This window comes from Ohtaekwangia sp. (genome assembly GCF_036786105.1).
GTDB lineage: Bacteria > Bacteroidota > Bacteroidia > Cytophagales > Cyclobacteriaceae > Ohtaekwangia.
This window is the reverse complement of record NZ_DAIQRQ010000045.1, coordinates 20,669-40,919: the sequence shown is the minus strand read 5'-3', so window position 1 is coordinate 40,919 and position 20,251 is coordinate 20,669. Positions and strand designations below refer to the sequence as shown.

Here is a 20,251-nt window from a genome sequence, read left to right as displayed (position 1 = left end):
TGCTGGAGTATAACATCAGCAAGAAAGAACGCAACAAAGGAAAATCCACGAGGAAGAAACTCAGGTAGTAGTATAGCCGGGATCAGATCCGCTCCAATGTGTTACGCGTTAGCTCACTGCGAATGTCACCTGTGTTTAGTGTTGTATCAGGCTCGAAGAGCATAACGGATACCTCTTCATCAGCTACCGGTTTGTGTTCAACACCTTTCGGAACAATGAGAAATTCATTCTCGTGAAGCACTACCGTTTTATCGCGAAATTCAATCCTCATTCTGCCCTTCAACACGTAGAACAGCTCATCTTCATGATCGTGTTTGTGCCAGACAAATTCACCTTTAAACTTTACAAGCTTTACATGTTGCCCGTTCAATGCTCCTACAATTCTGGGATTCCAATAGTCATGGAACAGAGATAGTTTCTCAACAATATTTACTTTGCTCATAACACGATGGAAGGTTGCTTTTACTAAAGATACAAAATCGATTGTGACAATCTTTTCAATTCTGCTATAGGATTTACTGAAGCCTACATCCATAGAATGAAACAACACGTAAATAAAAAAGCCACTTAAACTTTCGTCTAAGCGGCTTTTTTTATTAAGCGGTCCGGACGGGACTCGAACCCGCGACCTCCTGCGTGACAGGCAGGCATTCTAACCAGCTGAACTACCGGACCATTTTCTTTCCCTTTTTTGTACTACGTGTCAAAAGGGAGTGCAAAGATAGTGTTGGGTTTATATTCTCCAAAATCTGAGCAAAAAAAATTTAATTATATGTAGTTCGATCAACACGAAGTTTGTCGATCAAGGAAGGACTCAGCGACTCGGTATAAGCACCATACGCATCTATCAACAGTCCTTTAACTCCTGAGGTTGAAGAGATTGCAAACAGAATTGTATTGTCATCAGGATTAGTCATGCCCTCGAAACGATACACTGCATCGACATGAAATTCTTGTGGCATCAATCGAAGATTTAGTGGTGCAGATTCGATCCAGTCCGGATGCAGGTTAAAATCACTGGTATAACCTTTACGCTTCAGGTGGTTGATTGCTTCTGAAAGTGTTTCGAATGATTGCATGGTCTTGAGATTTTGGATTGACTTAAGGGTAGAAACCAGATGGCGCTTCTACTTAAACTTAAAATAAAATTCTCCAATAATATTGGAGCTATCCCATGTATTCTGACGATCGCCAGACAGCCGCAGTACATTGGCCCTCACTTCTTTGAATACTTGCTCGATGGTGAGGCCCGGCTTTCGTATAGCTTTGAGCAATTCCTGTGTATACAATCCGTTGCGCCCGTTGCCATCGGAGGCCACCGAGCCTGGAGCCGTGGCATACGCTATGAATGATCCGCGTGCTCTTCGCATTTCACCCAGGCCTTGTTCAACAGAACGATTCAGCGCAGGAAACGGATTGTTACGGCATGCATCCAGTATCATTATGTTCATACGCGCGTTTGATCGCTCCATGTTCGCCAGCACCATGCGCTGAGCAGGAAAGCAATAACGACTGATATCATCTTCATACTCTACTGCGGCATCAATAGGAACCAGGTAATTTTCATCTTCATGCCGCAGACCGTGACCGGCAAAGTAGAACAAGGCTACAGTCTTTTCGGGATCACTTGATTCAATGTGATCTTTAAACTTCAACAGCGCAGCACGCATCTGGCCATAGGTAGCATTCGTCAACAGATCAACTTCGAAGTTGGAAGCCTGTAGTTCTTTGGCCATATCTGTTGCATCATTCACCGGATTTCGAAGTGCTCCTATATTCTTGGGATAAGCCGCGTTGCCGATTACAAGTGCATAACGTTTTTCATCCTTATAAAATTCAGCGAGCGAGGGCTGTGCGGGTTCAGAAGTTGCTGTAACCGGCGTGGTATTCGTGGTACCGCCAGGTTCGCTCTTTTTTACTTTATTATCTTCCTTCACTTTCGTTTCATCCTTTTTTATAACGGGTTGGCTGGTGGAAGAATTAGCTTCCTGTGTGTTACGCGCTGCAATGGTAACATTCCCTAATTTATTGAACTCACGGGTAAGGTCTGCGTTGCCCGGATTCAGTAACAAGCCGGTCTGAAAATCTTCCTTGGCTGCCACCTGGTTACCGGTTTTGTAATAGAGCAGCCCGCGTTCGTACAGTAGCTTCGCTTTTATAGTCTTGTCACTTCCCAATTCGCGGAGGGCACTGGTATAATCGCTGATGGCATCTTTATCCAAACCGTTCTGAGCCTGACATTTTGCCTTAAACCAGTATATATTTCCCTTGTTGGTATGACCCAGCAACAATGCTTCTTCAAAATCAGGAACTGCGTCTTTAAAATTATTGCTTTTATAGTATGCTAATGCCCGCAGGTAGTATACTTCCACATCCAGCGATTTATCGCGGGTATATTTCGTCAGGTATTCTGAAAAATTCCTGATGGCGTCTTCATATTTGCCCGCGGTATAACTATCGTGGCCGCGTTCGTATAGTTTAAACTGCGCAAAAGCGCTCAGGCTTATCAGCCAGAAAACAAGAGCCAGATTAATTTTATATTTCAGCATACACCGTGCACCCTCCTGCAATTCAAAACTTAAAAATTATACGATGCACCTACTTGTACATTTAATGAAGGGAATCCTTTTTTTGTCATAGGGAATTTTGGATCTACATACGAAGCAATCGTTCTGTCGTATGCCTCCGTGCTCACAAATGTTACCGGGAAAGTATACCCCACTGCAGCCTGCAGGTAAAACGAGAATTTACGGGCAGGCAGAAATTCTATTCCGGGACCTACAAAGATACCGCCTGTTACCTCCGTATCTTTCTTTAAGGCTTCGTATGAAGAAGGGCCCCATGTTTCTGTATAGCCATCAGCATACAACTGGTTATCCTGCAGATTATAATGAAGCACATCATCGGAGGTTGTCGAAGTATTTTTATTATCCTCGTATATCTCGTACGTATATCGCGTTGCCTTGCCGGTTACTTCCTTGCGGGAAGCCAGTGTAACAAAAGGTTTTGCAAAGGCATATACCGAGAAAATTGAATGGTCTTTTACCGGAACAAAATTCAATTTGATGTTCAGCGCGAGTGACGTAAGACTCAGATCACCGCCTTTCAACTCCAATACATAGCCAAATCCATACGACAAATCATTCAGACCGTATTTGGTGCTCCAGTTGTTTGGATCGCCTGTGCCTACATAGATATCTCCGCTTTTATTGGTAGTAACTTCAGGATCGTATGCGAAGCTTACATACGATATAGAGGGGCCGATGGAAAGTATGCGGTTTACTCGCTTCAGGGCACCGATTTCAGCATTAAAACCAGCTTTATAGTCACCAATATTTTTACCGAATGTAAAGGAAGGTCCGAGACCGAGAAATATACCAGCGCTTTTATCGATACGTTGTCGTTTTACGATAGCACCTTCATCTTGTGCGGATACGGAGAGAAAGGCAAAGAATAAACCAGCCAGACCGATGGATCTTTTCATAAAAACAGAGGGTTATTTATCAAGTCAGAAATATACTATACCCTATACTTCTTTAACGGAAAGCTACATCTTCATGTAGGGCTAAAATTTAAAGTAGAACTCCCCTACTATATTCGAGCTGTCCCAGGTGAATTGTTTTTCACCGGAAAGTCTCAACACATTCATCCGCACATCTTTAAATACCTGTTCAATGGTGAGACCGGGCTTGCGCAGTGCCTTGAGTAACTCCTGTGTGTAGAGTCCGTTTCGGCCCACGCCATCGGAAGCAACGGAGCCTGGAGCGGTAGCATAGGCTATGAACGAACCGCGTGCACGTTTCATTTCACCCAATCCTTGCGATACCGAACGTGTAGCTGCCGGAAACGGATTGTTGCGGCATGCATCGAGAATCACAATGTTCATGCGCGAATTGGAGCGCTCCATATTGGCCAACACCATTTTCTGCACCGGAAAACACATACGCGCGATATCATCTTCATATTGCACATTGGCATCTACAGGTACAAGGTAATTTTCATCCTGGTACTGCACACCGTGACCGGCATAATAGAACAGTCCTACTGTTTGATCTTTCGGGCCATTCACCAGTTTCTCCTGAAACTTGCGCATCGCTTCACGCATTTGCACATACGTGGCGTTGGTAAGAAGCTGTACTTCAAAGTCTGATTTACGAAGCTCGGTAGATACATCGGTGGCATCATTTACCGGGTTCTTCAGTATACCTACCGCGTTATTATAGCTGCTGTTACCAATTACCAGCGCATAGCGTTTTTCATCTTTATAGGTTGACGCCAGCGAAGAGATAAGCGCTGTATTGGCTGTAGACGATGGCTCTGTAACCTGCTGTTGTACCTGTGTAGTTTGTTGTTGCGTAGTCTGCTGCTGTGTAGGCTTTGTATTGACAGGGGTATCTTTCTTTACATCCTTCTGATTGTTGTTACTCTTCACAATCACCTGTGTTGACTTTTTATCTTCTGCGCCTCGCGTAGTAGCCGGTGTTTTGGAGGTGGTGAGATTTGTTTTGGCGAGTTCTGCATTATTTGGGTCGAGCGATTTGGCCAGAGCAAGATCAGCATTCGCTTCCTCCTGCTTTCCTTGTCGCGCGTAGAACTGCGCACGGTCGGCCAATATCTGGGCCGATACTTTCTTGTTGTTCGCTGCATAACCAACCGCTTCTTTATAGTATGATTCAGCCTGGCCTGCGTTTGCTTTTTTATCGTAGCAACGCGCCTTGAACCAGTTGATTACAGCTTTGTTAAAGTGATTGAGTTCAAGCGCTTTATCGAGGTCGGCAAGGGCATCTTCTGTTTTGCCTTTAAAGTAATAGGACTGCCCGCGATAAAAGTAAAGGTCTTCATCGTAGCGCTTGTTACGATCGGGTTTTGCAAGCATGCCGGAGAACAAGTCGATCACAGCATCATAATCCTGTGCCCTGAATTTTGCTATCCCTTCATCGTATGTCTGATAATCCTGTGCGTATGAAAGTGTAACAACGAAAATCAGCAGGCACAAACCAAGTATAGACTGTTTCATAAGAGGGTAAGGGAATATTTATCAAAGGTAAGTATACGGTAAAAAATAACGAACCGTTTTGAAGAGTATCGGTCCCTGAACACAAAAAATGTTATTTTTGGCCCACTGCATGAGAAGAATATTTTTTTACCTGATCGTTTTATCTGTCCTTTTGCCTGCGTGCAGCAAGAAATCGGGCTCTAATATTTCAGTAGTCAAGCCCAAATACCATCACCGTTGGTATGATCGAAAGAAAGACAGAAAGACAAAGCGCGTGAAGACCGTACGCGTCAGAAATTAGCTACTAGCTGTGAGCTTTGAGTCGCGAGAAGTCCGGAAAGTCTGAAAACTATAGCGTATTCTCAACCCCTAAACCTACACCTCTAGTGGCTGGCAGCTTGTAGCCAGCAGCGAATTAAATATTGAACAAGGAACATCGATCAACGAATGTCGAAGTAGGCACTCCACTGTCCCGCTCACACGCTTCTAGCGGCTAGCAGCTACTTCACTGTAGTCCTTTCAACGTAAGATCAAGGTTTCGTCTGAAGAATATCTTGGCGGGTGTAAGCTGATTGAGATGTGCTGTTACTACGCCTCCGATAAATATAGCGGTGATGAGATTTGTTATATCGCGGGTGGAGATTGTTTTGGTGATCTCTTTTCGGAAGATGGCTTCGAGTATAAATTTCTCCAGCATCTGGTCGAGTGATAGTATCTCGATGTTGATGATGTTCTCGCTTTCAGGATACAATAATTTTTTCTCTTCGGGTTTTAACGGGAATGGCTTGGGAGGTCGTCTGAAATCAGAGAAGTAGCCGATAAGACTTAGCAATAAACCGGGGTGCTCTTCGTATGCCTCGCTGAGTTTATCGAAAAGGAAATATATACCCTGTACACCTTCGCGTGGCTTCTGCACCAGGTCGGCTGAACGCCCCAGGCACCATACCCGGAAGTAGTATAATAAGATGTCTTCTTTCTGTGGAAAGTATTTGAACAATGTTACTTTAGAGATTTTAACTTTCTCGCAGATGTCATCCACATACAGATCTTCGAACGGTCTTTTGCCAACCAGTTTAAGGGTGGTATCCAGTACATGCACCTTCAGGCGCGCGGCCTTTTCTTTTCTCAGACTCATGCTCTATGCGGTAAAGATGTTATTCGTCTCTCATCCTCAAATACTTCTAAAACAGCTTGGGAATTAATACTTTTAACCTGACTAAACCAATAACCAACATGACAAAGCGCTTTTTTCTGCTTTTACTTGTCGTAAGTGTAGTTGCCTGTAAGAGCAGAATACAGCACGAGCGCATTACGGGACTTGTTGCGGACTCGGCCATGGTTGTTTCTGCCCATCCTCTGGCCTCCCGGGTGGGCCTTGAAATTATCCATAAGGGTGGCAACGCTGTTGATGCTGCCATTGCCACACAGTTCGCGTTGGCCGTGGTATACCCGAGTGCGGGCAACATTGGTGGTGGTGGATTCATGGTATGCCGTCAGCACAATGGAACGGTAGCTTCATTAGACTACCGCGAGAAAGCTCCGGCTGCTGCTTCCGCTGCTATGTACCTCGACTCGTTGGGAAATGTTATCGATTCACTGAGTCAGGCGGGCCACCTCTCCTGCGGTGTTCCCGGGTCTGTTGCAGGCATGGTAGAGGCACACGCTAAAATGGGCCGACTTCCCTGGAAAGACCTGGTACAGCCCGCTATAAACCTGGCATTGCAAGGCTTTACACTTACGCAACATGAAGCCGATGGACTGAATAGTTTGCAGGAACGGCTGATCGTAAAAAACTCAGTGCGTCCTGAATTTCTATTGAAAGACGTATGGAAAGCTGGTGACAGCATTCGCTGGATTGATCTGGGCCACACGCTCGAGCGCATTCGCGACAATGGAGCGGCCGGTTTCTATGAAGGCAAAACAGCAGATGACATTGTAGCCGAGATGAAACGCGGGCATGGCATGATCACGCATGAAGATCTGAAGCATTACAAACCTGTGTGGCGCGATCCGATTGTTGGGCAGTATAAAGAATACAAGATCATTTCCATGGCGCCACCGTCCAGCGGAGGCGTTGCGTTGCTGCAATTACTGCGCTCTGTTGAAAACTATCCAATCGGTGAGTGGGGATGGAACACCGCCCGCACAGCACATCTGCTGACAGAAGCGGAACGAAGAGCCTATGCCGATCGCGCTGTATACCTGGGCGATCCCGATTTTGTGAAGGTACCTGTGAAACAGCTTACTGATAAACTCTATACCGATGAACGCATGAAGTCGTTCAACCCGCAGAAAGCAACACCGAGTCAGAATATAAAGGAAGGATTATTCGCTGCATACGAGTCGCCACAAACCACACATTTGTCGGTAGTAGATGCTGAAGGCAATGCCGTCTCCGTTACCACCACATTGAATGATGCGTATGGTGCAAAAGTTATCGTAGCGGGCTCAGGTTTTTTGTTGAATGATGAGATGGACGACTTCAGTGCCAAGCCGGGGTCTCCCAACATGTACGGTGTTATTGGCGGTGAAGCCAACAAGATTGAACCCAACAAGCGCATGCTCAGCTCTATGACGCCCACGATTATTGAACGCGATGGAAAATTATTCATGGTGGTAGGAAGCCCGGGGGGTTCCAAGATTATTACCAGCGTTTTCCAAACAATACTCAACGTACTGGAACACAAGATGACCATGCAGGAGGCTGTGGCCGCCAGGCGATTCCACCATCAGTGGATGCCGGATGAGATTATGAATGAATTCAATGCCTTTACTGCAGAAGATAGCCTGAAGCTTGTTTCCATGGGGCACAGGTTTGCTCCGGTTAGTTCCTTCAGCCGCGTAGATGCTATTCTTGTGCGAACGGATGGTACACTGGAAGGTGGCGCTGACCCGCGCGGAGACGATGCGGCTGCCGGATTCTGATTTTCACTCGTTGGCTGCAGTACTACGTTGAGGCGGGGATGCACGTCATCCGGCAGATATATACTTTAATACAGCCAATTGCCATACCTTTGTTTGTAAGATTAAAATCTGCAACAGCATTGTACAGAAACAGCTATCTGTTCGGTACACCATGCCTTGGTTGCATCAATAATGAATCATGAAGCGTCTGCCGTCATTTCTCACTAATCGCATCGTTCAACACGTTTTCTTCTGGCTGGCGCACCTTGTTTTCTATGCCGTATTGTATGGAAGTTTCGCAGAGAACTACAGGCAAACATTCTTCGAAGAGATAATATACCTGCCTGGAAAAATCGCCTTCACCTATTTCACCATGTACTACCTGATGCCGCGGTTTCTGCTGCCCGGCCGGTATGGCGTATTCGCATTATGGTTCCTGGTGGCATCTTTTATAGCCGGTATATTTCAGCGATATATAGCCTACAACATTCACTATCCGTTATATTATCCCGAATACCTGCGCGATCCGTTCTTTTACTTTCCGAAGGTGGTAAAGATGTTCGTGGCTATTTACCCGGTAACTTTTACGGCTGCCACCATTAAACTGCTGAAGTACTGGTATACCAACCAGAAAGCACAGCAGGTATTGAAAGAAGAGAAATTACAGGCGGAACTGAAATTTCTGAAGACACAGATTCATCCGCATTTTTTATTCAACACGCTGAACAACCTGTATGCACTTACACTAAAAAAATCAGATCGCGCTCCGGATATGGTGTTGAAACTCTCCGAGCTGATCAATTACATGCTTTACGAGTGTACCAGCAACGAAGTACCACTCTCCAAAGAGATAAAGTTCATTCTTAACTACATTGACATTGAGAAGATGCGCTACGGCGATAAACTGGATGTTGACGTTCGCATAACCGGTGAAGCCAACGACCGCAAGATTGCTCCGTTGATATTGCTGCCATTTGTTGAAAACTGTTTTAAACATGGCGCCAGCGAAGCCCTGCAACAATCATGGGTAAAGGTAAGCATCGATGCGCAGCCGCATGTTACGTTGATAAAAGTGGAGAATAATAAAACCAACGGCAACGGGCATGCACGCAAGGAAGGCATCGGTATACAGAATGTAAAGCGCAGACTGGACTTACTCTATCCCGAGCAATATGAGCTGAAGATCATGAACGGCGAGGAAACCTTTTTAGTAGTGCTCACGATTAATCAGACAGAAGCGGCCTGAAAGAAATTATACACTTACCAAACGATTTGTATACTATGAAATGCATACTGGTAGATGACGAACCCCTGGCGATCGAAATACTGGAATCGTATATCGGCAAAATCAATCAGCTTGAAATTGCCGGCACATTCCGCAATGCCATATCAGCATTTGAATTTGTACAGCAACATCCTGTAGACCTGATCTTCCTGGATATACAGATGCCAAAGCTTTCGGGCATTGATTTTCTGCGCTCACTGAAGAATCCGCCGAAGGTAATTTTCACAACCGCATTTCGCGATTATGCACTGGATGGTTTTGAGTTGGAAGTAGTGGATTACTTATTAAAGCCGATTCCGTTTGAGCGCTTTCTGAAAGCTGTAGCCAAAGTACTGCATCAACCCGCTCCTGCCCCATCTGTACAAAAAGCAGATACAGTAAACGACAACTTCGTTTATTTCAAGGTGGATAAGAAGATGATTAAAACGAAGATGGCAGATATACTTTATATTGAAAGTATAAAAGACTACGTAAAGGTAAAAACTTCGGAGAAGGAGATTATCACACAACAAAAAATCAGTTACCTGGAAGAGAGTTTGCCGCGTGAACAGTTCTTACGGATTCATCGCTCCTTCATTGTTAACGTAGACCAGATCGATGCTTATTCCGCTACCGATGTTGAGATCGGAAAGCACTTTGTTCCGATCGGACGCAACTATAAAAATGATGTTATGAAGGTGCTCGCCCGCAACGCTTTTTAGGCGATTCCTCATTTCAAACGTTGGGAGAAGCAACGGGTTCTTCGTTATTCGGAATTTCAAGATGAAAGAGTGTTCCTCTCGTTGTTGTAGACGCCACCCGTATTGTTCCATGAAGCTTGTCAACAGCTTCCTTTACAATATATAGTCCGAGGCCCGCACCTTCGCTAAGCTCTGTTGCCCGGAAGAACATATCGAATATCTTAGTCTGCAATTCAGGAGGTATACCAATGCCGTTATCTTCAAAGTCAATAACTGCTTTGGTAGCGTTTACCGCGATATGGATACGAATGAATTGATGATCTTCGCGTGGCGATCTATACTTGATAGCATTGGAGATGAGGTTATTGAAGATCACACTCAGTCGTTGCGGATCGGAATAGAATGGCCATTGTTCATCTACCATAACAATCTTTTCAATGCGATCCGATCCTTCCATATAGTGGAGTCGTTCAAACATATCTTCAATCAGTTTTTGAAGATATACCCGCTCGATCTTCACTTCGCTACGTGCGTTGCGCGAGTAATCCAGAATTTCCTTCAGTGTATTATCGAGCCGGTGTATACTCTGCTCGATCTTATCAAAATACGTATCATAGATAGCATCAGCTTGCTTGTCGTTCATCTTGGCAAGCTGCACCAAGCCGAGCACCGACATCAACGGCGCACGCAGGTTATGCGATACGCTGTATACAAAGCTGTCAAGTTCTTTGTTGATCTTTACCAGTTCATCGTTCTGTTTGCGCAGTGCAGACTCCGCTCTTCTTCGTCTGAGCTCCATTTGTCGCTGGCGCAGCGAATTATGAATGGCGGAAGGAAGGCGTGCGAGATTGGATTTCAATACATAATCGTCCGCACCCTGTTTGAGGCAGCTCACAGCAAATTCTTCTGACACGGCACCTGTTACCAGAATGAACGGTCCTTTAAAACCGGATTGCTGGCATATCTTCAATGCTTCCAACGAATTGAATTGTGGCAATGAATGGTCTGACAGGATCAGATCGGGTTCAAACGCATCGAGAGCTTTCACAAATTCATCGCGCGTGTCAACGTTGTGGCTGGTGAAATCTATACCATCCTTCTTTAACATTCGGTTAATCAGGCCTGCATCTTCTTCCCGATCTTCCAGCATTAGAATTTTTAATTTTTTCTCCATACGCTACAACTTCGTTCATCCTCTTTACTTGGGAGGCTGATTGAGCACCAGCCAGAAAAATCCTATTTCTGAAACAGCGCTTACAAATTTTTCGAATGCCACAGGCTTCACGATGTAAGCGTTTACTCCCAATTTATACGTTTCAATGATGTCTCGTTCCTCTTTCGAGGATGTTAATACTACTACCGGTATAATTTTTCGTTGTTCGTCACTTTTGATCTTTCGAAGAACTTCAATTCCATCCACCTTCGGCATCTTTATATCGAGTAAAATAATTTTGGGCATGGAATTGACATCAGAAGAAAATATGAAGTTCAAGGCTTCTTCTCCGTCCTGTAGGTGTAGCAGATTGTTCGCCAGGTTATGTTTTTTTAGCGCACGGATTGCCAATTCTGCATCGTCTGGATTATCTTCCACTAACAGAATCTCAACTATATTATTCATAAGGGTAGTTTACTTGTTGTGTTTTTTGGCAATGCGAAATAAAACGAGGCGCCTTCATTTACTTTTCCTTCCGCCCATACATGGCCACCATGGCGCATGACAATGCGGTGGACGATTGCCAAGCCCACACCGGTACCCTGAAAATCTTGTGCCCGGTGTAATCGTTGAAAAACACCGAACAATTTGTGGGCATACTGCATATCGAAACCGGCCCCATTATCGCGAACACAGTAAGTGATCTCTGTACCGTTTGTATAAGCGCTCACCTGTATAAAGGGCCGCTCCTTTTTACCTGTATATTTTATAGCGTTAGACAACAGGTTTATCCACACTTGCCTGAGCAACTGTACATCGGCCACGACAGGTTCCAGTTTACCAAATTCGAAGGTTATCTTGCGATGGGGCTCATGCACCAGTATTTCTTCTGCGGCTGCCTGTGCGAGCTGCAACATATCTACCGGCGCTAATACCATTTCCTTTCGGCCAATGCGCGAGAAATCAAGCAGGTCGTCAATGAGCTGTCCCATCTTGCGCGCGTTGTTCATCACCACATTCAGTACCCGCCTTCCTTCGTCATCCAGTATCGATGCATAGTCTTCATCCAATATGCGTGCATACCCATCGATGGAACGTAACGGTGCGCGCAGGTCGTGCGACACGGAATAGGTAAATGCTTCCAGCTCACGATTCAACGCCAATATCTTTTCATTTGCTTCCCTTCGCTCCGAATAGTCAATTACAGTAGAGCGGCTCTTCAAAAAATTGCCATGCTCATCATATAGTGCAACCCCGTTCAGCAGTATGGGAAACGTTGTTTTATCTTTCCGCACAACATCAAACTCTGCATTCCGGATCACCCCCTCGGCCTTAAACGTATCGAATATATTCTGGAATGATGTGGCATTTTCTGGCGAAAGTATATCCGCGAATTTCAGTTTGTTTACAACTTCCTCACGCTCATAGCGAAGCCAGTCGAGCCATGTTCTGTTGATTTCGATAAACACACCGTTGGCATCCAGTGAATGATACCCGCAGGGAGCATTATCATATATATCGTGAATTCGCCGGGCAGAGGCTTTCGCTTCTGCCTCCGCCACAAACCGCGCCTTCAGGTTGCGGTTAATGGTAATAAAAACCAGCACCACCAACAGGGCCGTTACGGAGAGCAGGGCCGCATAGGTATAATTAAAGCTGCGTATGTCGCGCTCCTGTTCATTTATGCGAAGCCGCTGCAACGCTTTTTCATAATTCTGCATATCACGCACAACGTTGGAAATCTCGTCCATCAGTTTCTTGCCTGTCAGCGATGCATGAAGGGCTTTCGCTTCTTCAAAGTTCCGCTGCCGGGCAGTAAGCAACTGCTTATTGAATTCTAATTTACGATCTATAAGTTCTTCGAGCAAGTGTGCATGCTCCTGTTGGTATACATTATCCTGAATAAGTTCCTGCAAGCCGCGAAGATGCTGCCGGATAACCTCCGATGTTCGCTGATGAGGCTGAAGGTATACCTCGTTACCTGTAATGGAATATCCGCGCTGGGCCGACTCCTGGCTGGATATAGCAGCCCATAACTGCTCGGTATGGTACAGCACTTCGTTGGAATGGGATATGGCAAGACTTTTCTGAACGGAGCGTTTGTTGTTCAGGTATGAATATATGGCTAAGGCAGATAAGGTGACAATCACTATCGCAAAGCCGGCAATAACCCGTTGTTGAAAATACAACTTCATTCAACCTCAATATGTAAAGTATACACAATAGATTTAACCGCGGAGTATTTAAACTTATCTATTAATTAGATCAGATAGAAGTTAATTTATAGGAAACAAGCGTTGCCCCTGTGACATTGATGTAATAAATCAATTGACTTTTGAAAGATATAGTGGATGGTAATTACTATACTCCTCAAAAAACAAACTAAATGACGGGGATGCTAACAGAAATAAGGAGTACTTTTTTATACCACTTTAACCAAAAAGTATAAATCATCTCAAAGCTTTTTGATGATGAACTCCACACGCCTGTTTAGCTGGCGGGTATCTTCGCTGTCGTTGCTCGCAATGGGTATAGCACCACCGTAACCTTTACCGGAAATGCGTTTCTTGTCGATACCTTTACTGATTAAATAGTCTTTTACTTTATCAACCCGGGCTTGCGATAGCTTTACATTCTGAGCCGGTATACCTCGGTTATCGGTGTGTCCTGCCAGCTCGATCTTCACATTGGGGTTCGTTTTGAGGAAAGAAATCACCATATCGAGTTCATCAAATGAACTGGGAAGCAGCATTGTCTTCCCTTGCTCGAATAGCACATTCTTCAGATTTACCGTAGTACCAATTTCTACCGGCTGTAACTTGAAATTCATCTCAAGCTCCTTCATCTCATACGTAGTGATGGAAAGTTTTTCCAGCGAGCTTACATATCCCGAAGCTTCAATCTTTACTGTATAGTCGTTCACGGAAGGCACGGTAACCGTATAGCCATTATTGACGGTGGATGTAGCGCCCTGTGTTTCGGATGCGTGGATAAAAGTAATACTGGCGGGTATAAATTCGTTGGTTTTGGCATTCAATACTTTTCCATATACCCGCACACTGTTTGCGGGAACCGCCGTTGGCTGTATCGGCACAATGGCTGCTACCGAAGCGGTATCCTGCGGGTTGCGCGGTGAATGGCTTCGGCGATACATTTTTACATCGCCATAACCATCGCTGTTCTTCGTGCTGGTATACAGTGCAAAATCCTGCGCAGGGTAATCGTGATAAAAAAGATCACGTCCTTCGGTATTTATAGCGGGCCCCATATTTACCGGCTCCGACCAGTTCGTCCAGCTGTCGTCCAGGCGTGAAGAAGAATAAATATCGAAGCTGCCAAATCCTTTTCGGCCGTTGCTGGAGAAATATAGGGTCATACCATCGGCACTCAGCGTTGGGTATAATTCCTGGAACTGTGTATTGATCACGGATCCAAGATTTTTAGGTTCCTTCCATTTTCCATCGCTGCCTTTTACAGATACATAAAGGTCTTCCACTCCGCGGGTGCCGTAGGTTTCGGCTGAGAATACAAAAACATGTTCATCGGGTGTTACATAGCCGCCCAGCGTAGCGGCTTTATTCTGAAAGTATGGGATCACGATATTCTCTGGTGTAGACCATCCGTTGCCGGTTGGCTTGGTTACAGCAATGCCCTGCGTGCGCGGTGTGCCGGCAGGATCGTAATGACTTAACAGAAACATATTACCGGTAGTGGCCGAAAAACCTGCCACACCATTAAAGCCCCGGTTGTTCAGAGAAGGGCCTCCGTGGATCGGTGCCGACCATTGATTGTTTTCGTTAAGCACAGCATACCAGATGTCTCCCGGGTCTTTCTTCCCTCCTGCATTGCCAGGATGATTCGCAATGGTTACGTAGAGAGTCTTTCCATCAGGGCTTAGTACCGGGTTCAGTTCATCGTAAGGAGAATTGAGCAGATCAAACGAATCTGCCATTGTAGTCTCAGCCGGCTGCCCGGTAGAAATGAGTGTAAAAAGAAGGAGCGATACTAAGCTATAAATCCGCATACATCACAATGACTAAATCTCAAATATACTACTTCGGCACCAGATTTACAGACGCATACGAAGTGGCGAGTACCATAGACGCTGAACTTTTATTTACTTACCCACTTATTTCCTTTTATGGTAAACCGCCAGGGTAACCTGGCGTCTTCACCGGCATAATCAATACCAATGCGAGGCGTGACGTCTATACTTCCGGATGCGATCTGCTTTCCGGCATCCTCTATCCAAACTTCGTTCTCGAACAACGATTTTCCATTCAACTTTCTATCAATGCCCAAAGCTTTGGTTAGTTTACCGGGACCAGAGGTTAGTTGAAATTCATTCAAAAGATTTCCGCGGCGTATCTTCATTTCAGGAAGCCCGGATATGGGTTCTATAGCACGCACCAGGATAGCATCGGCAACACCCTCTTTATTGGTTACCACATTAAACATGTTGTGCATGCCGTAGCACAGGTATACATACGCAAAACCTCCGGGTTCAAACATGATGGCATTGCGTTGGGTCTTGCGTGCACCATAAGCATGACACCCACGCTCCTTCCATGAATATGCTTCTGTCTCTACAATTATACCGCTTGCCGTTATGCCGTTGACATTGGTAAACAACACTTTACCAAGCAGTTCGCGCGCGATCTTTACTACATCAGTTCGCTGGTAGAAATCTTTATTAAGCTTCATACTGTACTTTCCGCCCTTCTTCTTTATCGGCCATGTATCGATTAACTCTTTTTTAACAATAGTCGATGAACGCTGATTCAAAACCTTGTTTATCTTTGGCCGCTTTAAAATTAAAACAACCAAAAATATACCCACCATGAAAAAATTAGTACTGATTGTTTTACTGGCCTGCTTTAACCTGGCATTATTCGCACAGGTGCAGACTCCAGCCGCCAGCCCTGCAGGCTCTGTGTCTGCTACTGTCGGTTTAACTGATATTAAAATAAACTATTTCCGTCCTCGCATGAAAGGCAGAAAGATATTCGGAACAGAAGCTTCTGTACTGGTACCGTTCGGACAGATCTGGAGAACCGGTGCCAACAGCGGAACCAAAGTATCTTTCTCTGATGATGTAAAAGTAGAAGGTATTGCTGTTCCTAAAGGTGAATATCTGTTGTTAACCTGGCCCGGTGCAACGGAATGGACCATTGTACTTTCCAAAGATGTTACACTCGGTGGCAATACGCAAAAATATGACAAGGCGAACGATGCTGCCCGCTTCACCGTGAAGCCTGAGAAACTCACTGAGAAAGTGGAGACGTTTACCATTAACATTGGCGATATAGCAGACGACAGCAAGAGCGCGAAAGTTCAACTGGCATGGGAAAACACTTCCGTGAAATTTACGGTAACGGTTGACTTCGATGCGAAAGTGATGGAGTCTATCAAAAACTTCACGAAGGTAGAACCGGGTAACTACTTCCAGGCTGCCGTATATTATCTTGAAAACAAAAAAGACCTGAACCAGGCATTGGAGTGGGTTAATAAAGCTGCCGAAGGAATGAACTCTCCTTTCTTTGTACTCTATCAGAAAGCAAGAATTCAAAAAGCATTGGGCGATAAGAAAGGTGCTTCCGAAACCGCTACTGCATCACTGGCTAAATCGAAAGAAGCCGGCAATCGCGATTATCAAATGATGAACGAAGAACTACTGAAGTCTTTAAAATAAGTTGATCTGATTCTTTCAGATTTGAAGAGCCGCTGTTTATGCAGTGGCTTTTTTTGTCCGTTATCTGTTACAGGTTATTCGTTATCAGTTATACTCCATTGGATTAACGATTAACTTGTAACGGCTAATGTGTAACAGACAACTGATAAAGTTCACTATGAAGAACACTCCTTTCGAACACCGCATCATCGCATCTCCCCATGATATTGATGAACTTGGCCATGTAAACAACGTTGTGTATGTACGCTATATTCAGGAAGTTGCGGCTGCCCATTGGAATACCATCGCTTCCGATGCACTGAAATCAACCTACTTGTGGGTAGTGCTGCGGCATGAGATCGACTATAAGAATCCGGCTTTTTTGAACGAGGAGATTATTGGCACAACGTGGGTAGGCGAAAGTCATGGAGCACGGTTTGAGCGCTTCGTAAAACTGGTACGTGCTTCCGATCAAAAAGTACTGATTGAGTCAAAAACGATGTGGTGTCTGCTCGATGGCAAAAGTATGCGACCGGTTCGCATTGGCGATGATATACTCAGCATTTTATAAACGGCTGCCTACCTTCCGTGGGATATTGTAACTTCCACAGCACAACGAATTACAGTTCATGGTAAAAGCAAGGCTTATCCTTCCCGTACCCAAGGCATTGCAGGCGGGCACTGTTAATGTAGCCCGGTACCTGAATAAACCGGATGCAGTGTTATTAAAAAAGGTGCTCCGGCCGACCTTGCTCATTGGAAGAAATCCATTGAAAGACATTAGCCAGACGAAAAAAGTGGAAGGCGTTATGATCGATTGTAAATGGCTGTCGAAAGAGTATATTTCGGCCGCGTTGCAGAAGCTTGTAAAATGAGCAACGGCATAAGCTAACTATACTACATGAAATATCGAAAACTTGGAGGCTCAGATCTTAGCGTGAGCAAGGTAAGCTTCGGCTGTATGTCGTTAGGTACCGATAATGATGCAAACGCATCGCTTTTACATCGGGCAGCAGATGCCGGTATAAATTATTTTGATACAGCCGATATTTATCAGAACGGTTTCAACGAGGAGACAGTAGGCCGCGCGCTTAAACCCATACGAACAAAAGTTATACTGGCAACAAAAGTAGGTAACCGCATACGCCCCGATGGCAGCCTCGACTGGGATGCTTCCAAGAAGTATATACTTCAATCGGTAGACAAAAGTCTGGCCCGGCTGCAGACAGATTATATTGATGTATATCAGTTGCATGGCGGTACAATCCAGGACCCGATCGATGAAACCATCGAAGCCTTTGAGCTACTCAAGCAACAAGGTAAAATCCGGCATTATGGTATATCATCCATCCGGCCTAATGTGATTCGCGAATACATCAAACGATCCAGGATTGTAAGTGTGATGATGCAATACAGTCTGCTGGACCGCAGACCAGAAGAAGAATGCCTTGATCTGCTTCATCAGTACAACATAAGTGTGCTGGCGCGTGGCAGCATTGCCAAAGGATTGCTGGCGGGGAAAGCACCTGAGCCTTTTCTCAATCATACTGCTGAAGAAGTTTCGCGCGCAGCGGCGGCAATACAATCTGTATCCGGCACAAAGAAAACACCTGCTTCTGCAGCTATATATTATACACTTCATCATCCTGCTGTGGCCAGTGCAGTAGTAGGCATTCGCACACCACAACAACTTGAAGAAAGCATTGACGCGATGTCTTCTCCGCCATTAACCTCAACAGAAATCAACCTGCTGCAAAAGTCTATACCTGCCAATCGTTACGAACTCCATAAATAACTGTGAGCTTCTTGCTACCAGCTGCTAGAGGTGTGTGTAATTGGGGGTTATCTCCACTTATGTTCAGTTATCTGTTAATAATTTTGCGTTGATCTGTAGAGAGCATAATGTATTTATCTGTGTGATTCTGTGAATTCTGTGGGAAATGAATTCAGGCATTGTTTTTTAATTTCTGTTCGAAATAAAAAGACTATGACCCCTGAAAAAGAAAAAGACGAGCCGGTTCAAACGCCTGATCCACCTCAGATTATGAACCCCAACTCACATGAGGAACGCGAGCAGAAAAAAGGTGCCAGTCCGCCTCCGGCAACGCATAAAACCAATAAGAAATCCGGCAGCAAAAAGTAAACGAATCCTGATCGGCTACCTTTTATAGTAAGCTTTCAACACATTGAAATCGCCATCAATGCCGGCCGGTGTTTTAAGGCCCAGTATATGCGCGACAAACGGATATACATGTACATTTTCGAATGGCTTGATCGTGCCTGGTTTTATATTCGGTCCCATCGCATAAAATATACCGCGCATTTCTTTTACCACGCCCGGATCATAACCATGCACACCAAACGCCGTTGACTTCAAATTACCAAACGCCCGCGCTTTATCCTGAATATAATATCCCGGCTCTGCAACAATAAGCAGATCGCCCGCACGCGGCACGTTGTAATGCCACGCTTTTGGCATTGTGCTGCGCTTGTATACTTTGAAATGACTTTCCTGCTTTTTGATAACGTTATACAATGAATCTGCCTTGCGGGTATAAATATGAGCTTGTGTACCACCATTAGACGTTATAATACTGGTGTCGGTAGCGTCATACAGTTTTGATAGTACTATATAGGTGGCTTCCTCCTGCTTCAGCTCATACATACCGTGATCAGACACCAGTATAATATTTACAGGCAAATCCACGGTATTCAATTGATTTACAAGATACCCCAGCACTGAATCAGCTTTCCATACAGCTTTGCGAAGATCATCGGAGTTTGTGCCGGACTTGTGTCCTTCGGAATCTACCAGCGAGAAATAAAGCGATATAAAATGAGGGCGTTTTTCTTCCGGAAGCTTCAGCCATGTTATCGTCTGGTTTACACGTTCTTCATTCGGCACAGCTTCATTGTAAACTAATGAGTAATCAGGCATCATGCCTTTTATCGGAGCCTCTGAGCCTACCCAGAAAAATGATGCAGCGTGAATACCCTGCTGTTGCGCCAGTTGCCAAAGCGGAGTTCCTCCATAAAATGCAGTATCGCTCACCACCGACTTATCTTTCATGCTATACAACTTGTGCAGAGAAGGATCATAAAAACTATTATCGACCAGGCCATGATGGCCCGGGTATAATCCGGTAACGAGTGTATAGTGATTGGGAAACGTTTTACTTGGAAACGATGGAATCATCCCCTCAGCAGCTGCACCCTTGTTGATAAATTCTTTGAAGTTTGGAGGATTGAATTTGCTAACATAATCGTAACGAAAGCCATCAAATGAAACCAGAATTACATACGGCGTATATTTCTGCTGTGCATAATCTACATTCCAGGCAAGCAGGCAGAAACAAAAGAATACAAACCTTTTCATCAACAATAAAAATTCAGCGCGAATGTAAAGCGGTTTTAGCAAAACCAGCGTACCATCTAAAAAAATCGCCGTGCATTTATAGATAAGATCATTAAGAAATCACACTTGGATAATCTGGACAGCACGGCGATCTGCCCCTTTTATTGCCCAGGTAAATTGACTCAACCATACAAAATGATAACTCAA

General features: G+C 44.8%; 20 protein-coding genes and 1 tRNA gene. 8 read left to right on the top strand and 13 right to left on the bottom strand.

From position 1 onward, the window contains the following. Positions 1-82: 82 nt before the first annotated feature. From V7Q33_RS16835 to V7Q33_RS16805, 7 genes are all read right to left on the bottom strand, one after another. Complete coding sequence (locus V7Q33_RS16835) at positions 83-535, bottom strand: cupin domain-containing protein (protein ID WP_331983296.1); 453 nt, start codon at positions 533-535, stop codon at positions 83-85. A gap of 66 nt (positions 536-601) precedes the next feature. Beyond that, positions 602-675, bottom strand: a tRNA-Asp gene (locus V7Q33_RS16830). Positions 676-764: 89 nt separating this feature from the next. Continuing rightward, positions 765-1,079 carry a phosphoribosylpyrophosphate synthetase gene (locus V7Q33_RS16825; protein WP_331983294.1) on the bottom strand — a complete coding sequence of 105 codons (315 nt, stop codon included), beginning with the start codon at positions 1,077-1,079 and terminating at the stop codon, positions 765-767. Positions 1,080-1,127: 48 nt separating this feature from the next. Beyond that, positions 1,128-2,549 carry a caspase family protein gene (locus tag V7Q33_RS16820; RefSeq protein WP_333820564.1) on the bottom strand — a complete coding sequence of 474 codons (1,422 nt, stop codon included), beginning with the start codon at positions 2,547-2,549 and terminating at the stop codon, positions 1,128-1,130. A gap of 29 nt (positions 2,550-2,578) precedes the next feature. After that, complete coding sequence (locus V7Q33_RS16815) at positions 2,579-3,484, bottom strand: hypothetical protein (RefSeq protein WP_333820563.1); 906 nt, start codon at positions 3,482-3,484, stop codon at positions 2,579-2,581. 81 nt (positions 3,485-3,565) lie between these two features. Next, positions 3,566-5,017 (bottom strand): caspase family protein, encoded by a 1,452-nt coding sequence (locus V7Q33_RS16810; protein ID WP_331983288.1) that lies wholly within the window; start codon positions 5,015-5,017, stop codon positions 3,566-3,568. 484 nt (positions 5,018-5,501) lie between these two features. Further along, on the bottom strand, positions 5,502-6,131 hold the full coding sequence (locus V7Q33_RS16805; RefSeq protein ID WP_333820562.1) for a TetR/AcrR family transcriptional regulator: 630 nt from the start codon (positions 6,129-6,131) through the stop codon (positions 5,502-5,504). 98 nt (positions 6,132-6,229) lie between these two features. Here V7Q33_RS16805 and ggt point away from each other — a divergent pair, with 98 nt between their 5' ends. The 3 genes from ggt to V7Q33_RS16790 all read left to right on the top strand — a co-directional run bounded on the left by ggt (position 6,230) and on the right by V7Q33_RS16790 (position 9,886). Next, complete coding sequence (gene ggt, locus V7Q33_RS16800) at positions 6,230-7,921, top strand: gamma-glutamyltransferase (protein ID WP_333820561.1); 1,692 nt, start codon at positions 6,230-6,232, stop codon at positions 7,919-7,921. Positions 7,922-8,099: 178 nt separating this feature from the next. Continuing rightward, positions 8,100-9,146 carry a sensor histidine kinase gene (locus V7Q33_RS16795; RefSeq protein ID WP_333820559.1) on the top strand — a complete coding sequence of 349 codons (1,047 nt, stop codon included), beginning with the start codon at positions 8,100-8,102 and terminating at the stop codon, positions 9,144-9,146. 35 nt (positions 9,147-9,181) lie between these two features. Then, positions 9,182-9,886 carry a LytR/AlgR family response regulator transcription factor gene (locus V7Q33_RS16790; protein ID WP_333820558.1) on the top strand — a complete coding sequence of 235 codons (705 nt, stop codon included), beginning with the start codon at positions 9,182-9,184 and terminating at the stop codon, positions 9,884-9,886. Between the two features lie 13 nt (positions 9,887-9,899). Here the strand turns inward: V7Q33_RS16790 and V7Q33_RS16785 are convergent, their stop codons facing one another. From V7Q33_RS16785 to V7Q33_RS16765, 5 genes are all read right to left on the bottom strand, one after another. After that, complete coding sequence (locus V7Q33_RS16785; protein WP_331983278.1) at positions 9,900-11,039, bottom strand: hybrid sensor histidine kinase/response regulator; 1,140 nt, start codon at positions 11,037-11,039, stop codon at positions 9,900-9,902. A gap of 24 nt (positions 11,040-11,063) precedes the next feature. Beyond that, a complete protein-coding gene (locus V7Q33_RS16780; protein ID WP_331983277.1) occupies positions 11,064-11,483 on the bottom strand; it encodes a response regulator in 420 nt (139 codons plus the stop codon). Continuing rightward, positions 11,480-13,213 (bottom strand): sensor histidine kinase, encoded by a 1,734-nt coding sequence (locus V7Q33_RS16775; protein WP_331983275.1) that lies wholly within the window; start codon positions 13,211-13,213, stop codon positions 11,480-11,482. Before V7Q33_RS16775 ends, V7Q33_RS16780 begins: the two co-directional genes overlap by 4 nt. Positions 13,214-13,473: 260 nt before the next feature. Further along, positions 13,474-15,042 carry an OmpA family protein gene (locus V7Q33_RS16770; RefSeq protein WP_333820557.1) on the bottom strand — a complete coding sequence of 523 codons (1,569 nt, stop codon included), beginning with the start codon at positions 15,040-15,042 and terminating at the stop codon, positions 13,474-13,476. A gap of 89 nt (positions 15,043-15,131) precedes the next feature. After that, positions 15,132-15,803, bottom strand: a complete 672-nt coding sequence (locus V7Q33_RS16765) for a DNA-3-methyladenine glycosylase (protein WP_333820556.1) — start codon at positions 15,801-15,803, stop codon at positions 15,132-15,134. Between the two features lie 55 nt (positions 15,804-15,858). Between V7Q33_RS16765 and V7Q33_RS16760 the strand changes: the two genes are divergently transcribed. The 5 genes from V7Q33_RS16760 (at position 15,859) to V7Q33_RS16740 (ending at position 18,832) form a co-directional block, all read left to right on the top strand. Then, positions 15,859-16,710, top strand: a complete 852-nt coding sequence (locus V7Q33_RS16760; protein ID WP_333820555.1) for a DUF2911 domain-containing protein — start codon at positions 15,859-15,861, stop codon at positions 16,708-16,710. A gap of 157 nt (positions 16,711-16,867) precedes the next feature. After that, a complete protein-coding gene (locus tag V7Q33_RS16755) occupies positions 16,868-17,260 on the top strand; it encodes an acyl-CoA thioesterase (RefSeq protein WP_333820554.1) in 393 nt (130 codons plus the stop codon). Positions 17,261-17,318: 58 nt separating this feature from the next. Further along, positions 17,319-17,564 carry a hypothetical protein gene (locus V7Q33_RS16750; RefSeq protein ID WP_331975648.1) on the top strand — a complete coding sequence of 82 codons (246 nt, stop codon included), beginning with the start codon at positions 17,319-17,321 and terminating at the stop codon, positions 17,562-17,564. A gap of 26 nt (positions 17,565-17,590) precedes the next feature. Then, a complete protein-coding gene (locus V7Q33_RS16745; protein ID WP_333820553.1) occupies positions 17,591-18,484 on the top strand; it encodes an aldo/keto reductase in 894 nt (297 codons plus the stop codon). Positions 18,485-18,676: 192 nt separating this feature from the next. Continuing rightward, the gene (locus tag V7Q33_RS16740; RefSeq protein ID WP_331975644.1) at positions 18,677-18,832 is read left to right on the top strand and encodes a hypothetical protein; all 156 of its coding nucleotides are present in this window, start codon (positions 18,677-18,679) and stop codon (positions 18,830-18,832) included. 15 nt (positions 18,833-18,847) lie between these two features. Here V7Q33_RS16740 and V7Q33_RS16735 read toward each other — a convergent pair whose 3' ends face one another. Beyond that, positions 18,848-20,065, bottom strand: a complete 1,218-nt coding sequence (locus V7Q33_RS16735) for an alkaline phosphatase family protein (RefSeq protein WP_333820551.1) — start codon at positions 20,063-20,065, stop codon at positions 18,848-18,850. Between the last annotated feature and the right edge of the window lie 186 nt (positions 20,066-20,251).

What these genes read in the sequence shown, in the direction of transcription:
- V7Q33_RS16790 (WP_333820558.1), top strand. Translation starts at nt 9,182, where the DNA reads ATGAAATGCATACTGGTAGATGACGAACCCCTGGCGATCGAAATACTG.
- V7Q33_RS16795 (WP_333820559.1), top strand. Translation starts at nt 8,100, where the DNA reads ATGAAGCGTCTGCCGTCATTTCTCACTAATCGCATCGTTCAACACGTT.
- V7Q33_RS16780 (WP_331983277.1), bottom strand. Translation starts at nt 11,483, where the DNA reads ATGAATAATATAGTTGAGATTCTGTTAGTGGAAGATAATCCAGACGAT.
- V7Q33_RS16760 (WP_333820555.1), top strand. Translation starts at nt 15,859, where the DNA reads ATGAAAAAATTAGTACTGATTGTTTTACTGGCCTGCTTTAACCTGGCA.
- V7Q33_RS16785 (WP_331983278.1), bottom strand. Translation starts at nt 11,039, where the DNA reads ATGGAGAAAAAATTAAAAATTCTAATGCTGGAAGATCGGGAAGAAGAT.
- V7Q33_RS16825 (WP_331983294.1), bottom strand. Translation starts at nt 1,079, where the DNA reads ATGCAATCATTCGAAACACTTTCAGAAGCAATCAACCACCTGAAGCGT.
- V7Q33_RS16835 (WP_331983296.1), bottom strand. Translation starts at nt 535, where the DNA reads ATGGATGTAGGCTTCAGTAAATCCTATAGCAGAATTGAAAAGATTGTC.
- V7Q33_RS16735 (WP_333820551.1), bottom strand. Translation starts at nt 20,065, where the DNA reads ATGAAAAGGTTTGTATTCTTTTGTTTCTGCCTGCTTGCCTGGAATGTA.
- V7Q33_RS16805 (WP_333820562.1), bottom strand. Translation starts at nt 6,131, where the DNA reads ATGAGTCTGAGAAAAGAAAAGGCCGCGCGCCTGAAGGTGCATGTACTG.
- V7Q33_RS16740 (WP_331975644.1), top strand. Translation starts at nt 18,677, where the DNA reads ATGACCCCTGAAAAAGAAAAAGACGAGCCGGTTCAAACGCCTGATCCA.
- ggt (WP_333820561.1), top strand. Translation starts at nt 6,230, where the DNA reads ATGACAAAGCGCTTTTTTCTGCTTTTACTTGTCGTAAGTGTAGTTGCC.
- V7Q33_RS16755 (WP_333820554.1), top strand. Translation starts at nt 16,868, where the DNA reads ATGAAGAACACTCCTTTCGAACACCGCATCATCGCATCTCCCCATGAT.
- V7Q33_RS16815 (WP_333820563.1), bottom strand. Translation starts at nt 3,484, where the DNA reads ATGAAAAGATCCATCGGTCTGGCTGGTTTATTCTTTGCCTTTCTCTCC.
- V7Q33_RS16820 (WP_333820564.1), bottom strand. Translation starts at nt 2,549, where the DNA reads ATGCTGAAATATAAAATTAATCTGGCTCTTGTTTTCTGGCTGATAAGC.
- V7Q33_RS16745 (WP_333820553.1), top strand. Translation starts at nt 17,591, where the DNA reads ATGAAATATCGAAAACTTGGAGGCTCAGATCTTAGCGTGAGCAAGGTA.
- V7Q33_RS16810 (WP_331983288.1), bottom strand. Translation starts at nt 5,017, where the DNA reads ATGAAACAGTCTATACTTGGTTTGTGCCTGCTGATTTTCGTTGTTACA.
- V7Q33_RS16770 (WP_333820557.1), bottom strand. Translation starts at nt 15,042, where the DNA reads ATGCGGATTTATAGCTTAGTATCGCTCCTTCTTTTTACACTCATTTCT.
- V7Q33_RS16750 (WP_331975648.1), top strand. Translation starts at nt 17,319, where the DNA reads ATGGTAAAAGCAAGGCTTATCCTTCCCGTACCCAAGGCATTGCAGGCG.
- V7Q33_RS16775 (WP_331983275.1), bottom strand. Translation starts at nt 13,213, where the DNA reads ATGAAGTTGTATTTTCAACAACGGGTTATTGCCGGCTTTGCGATAGTG.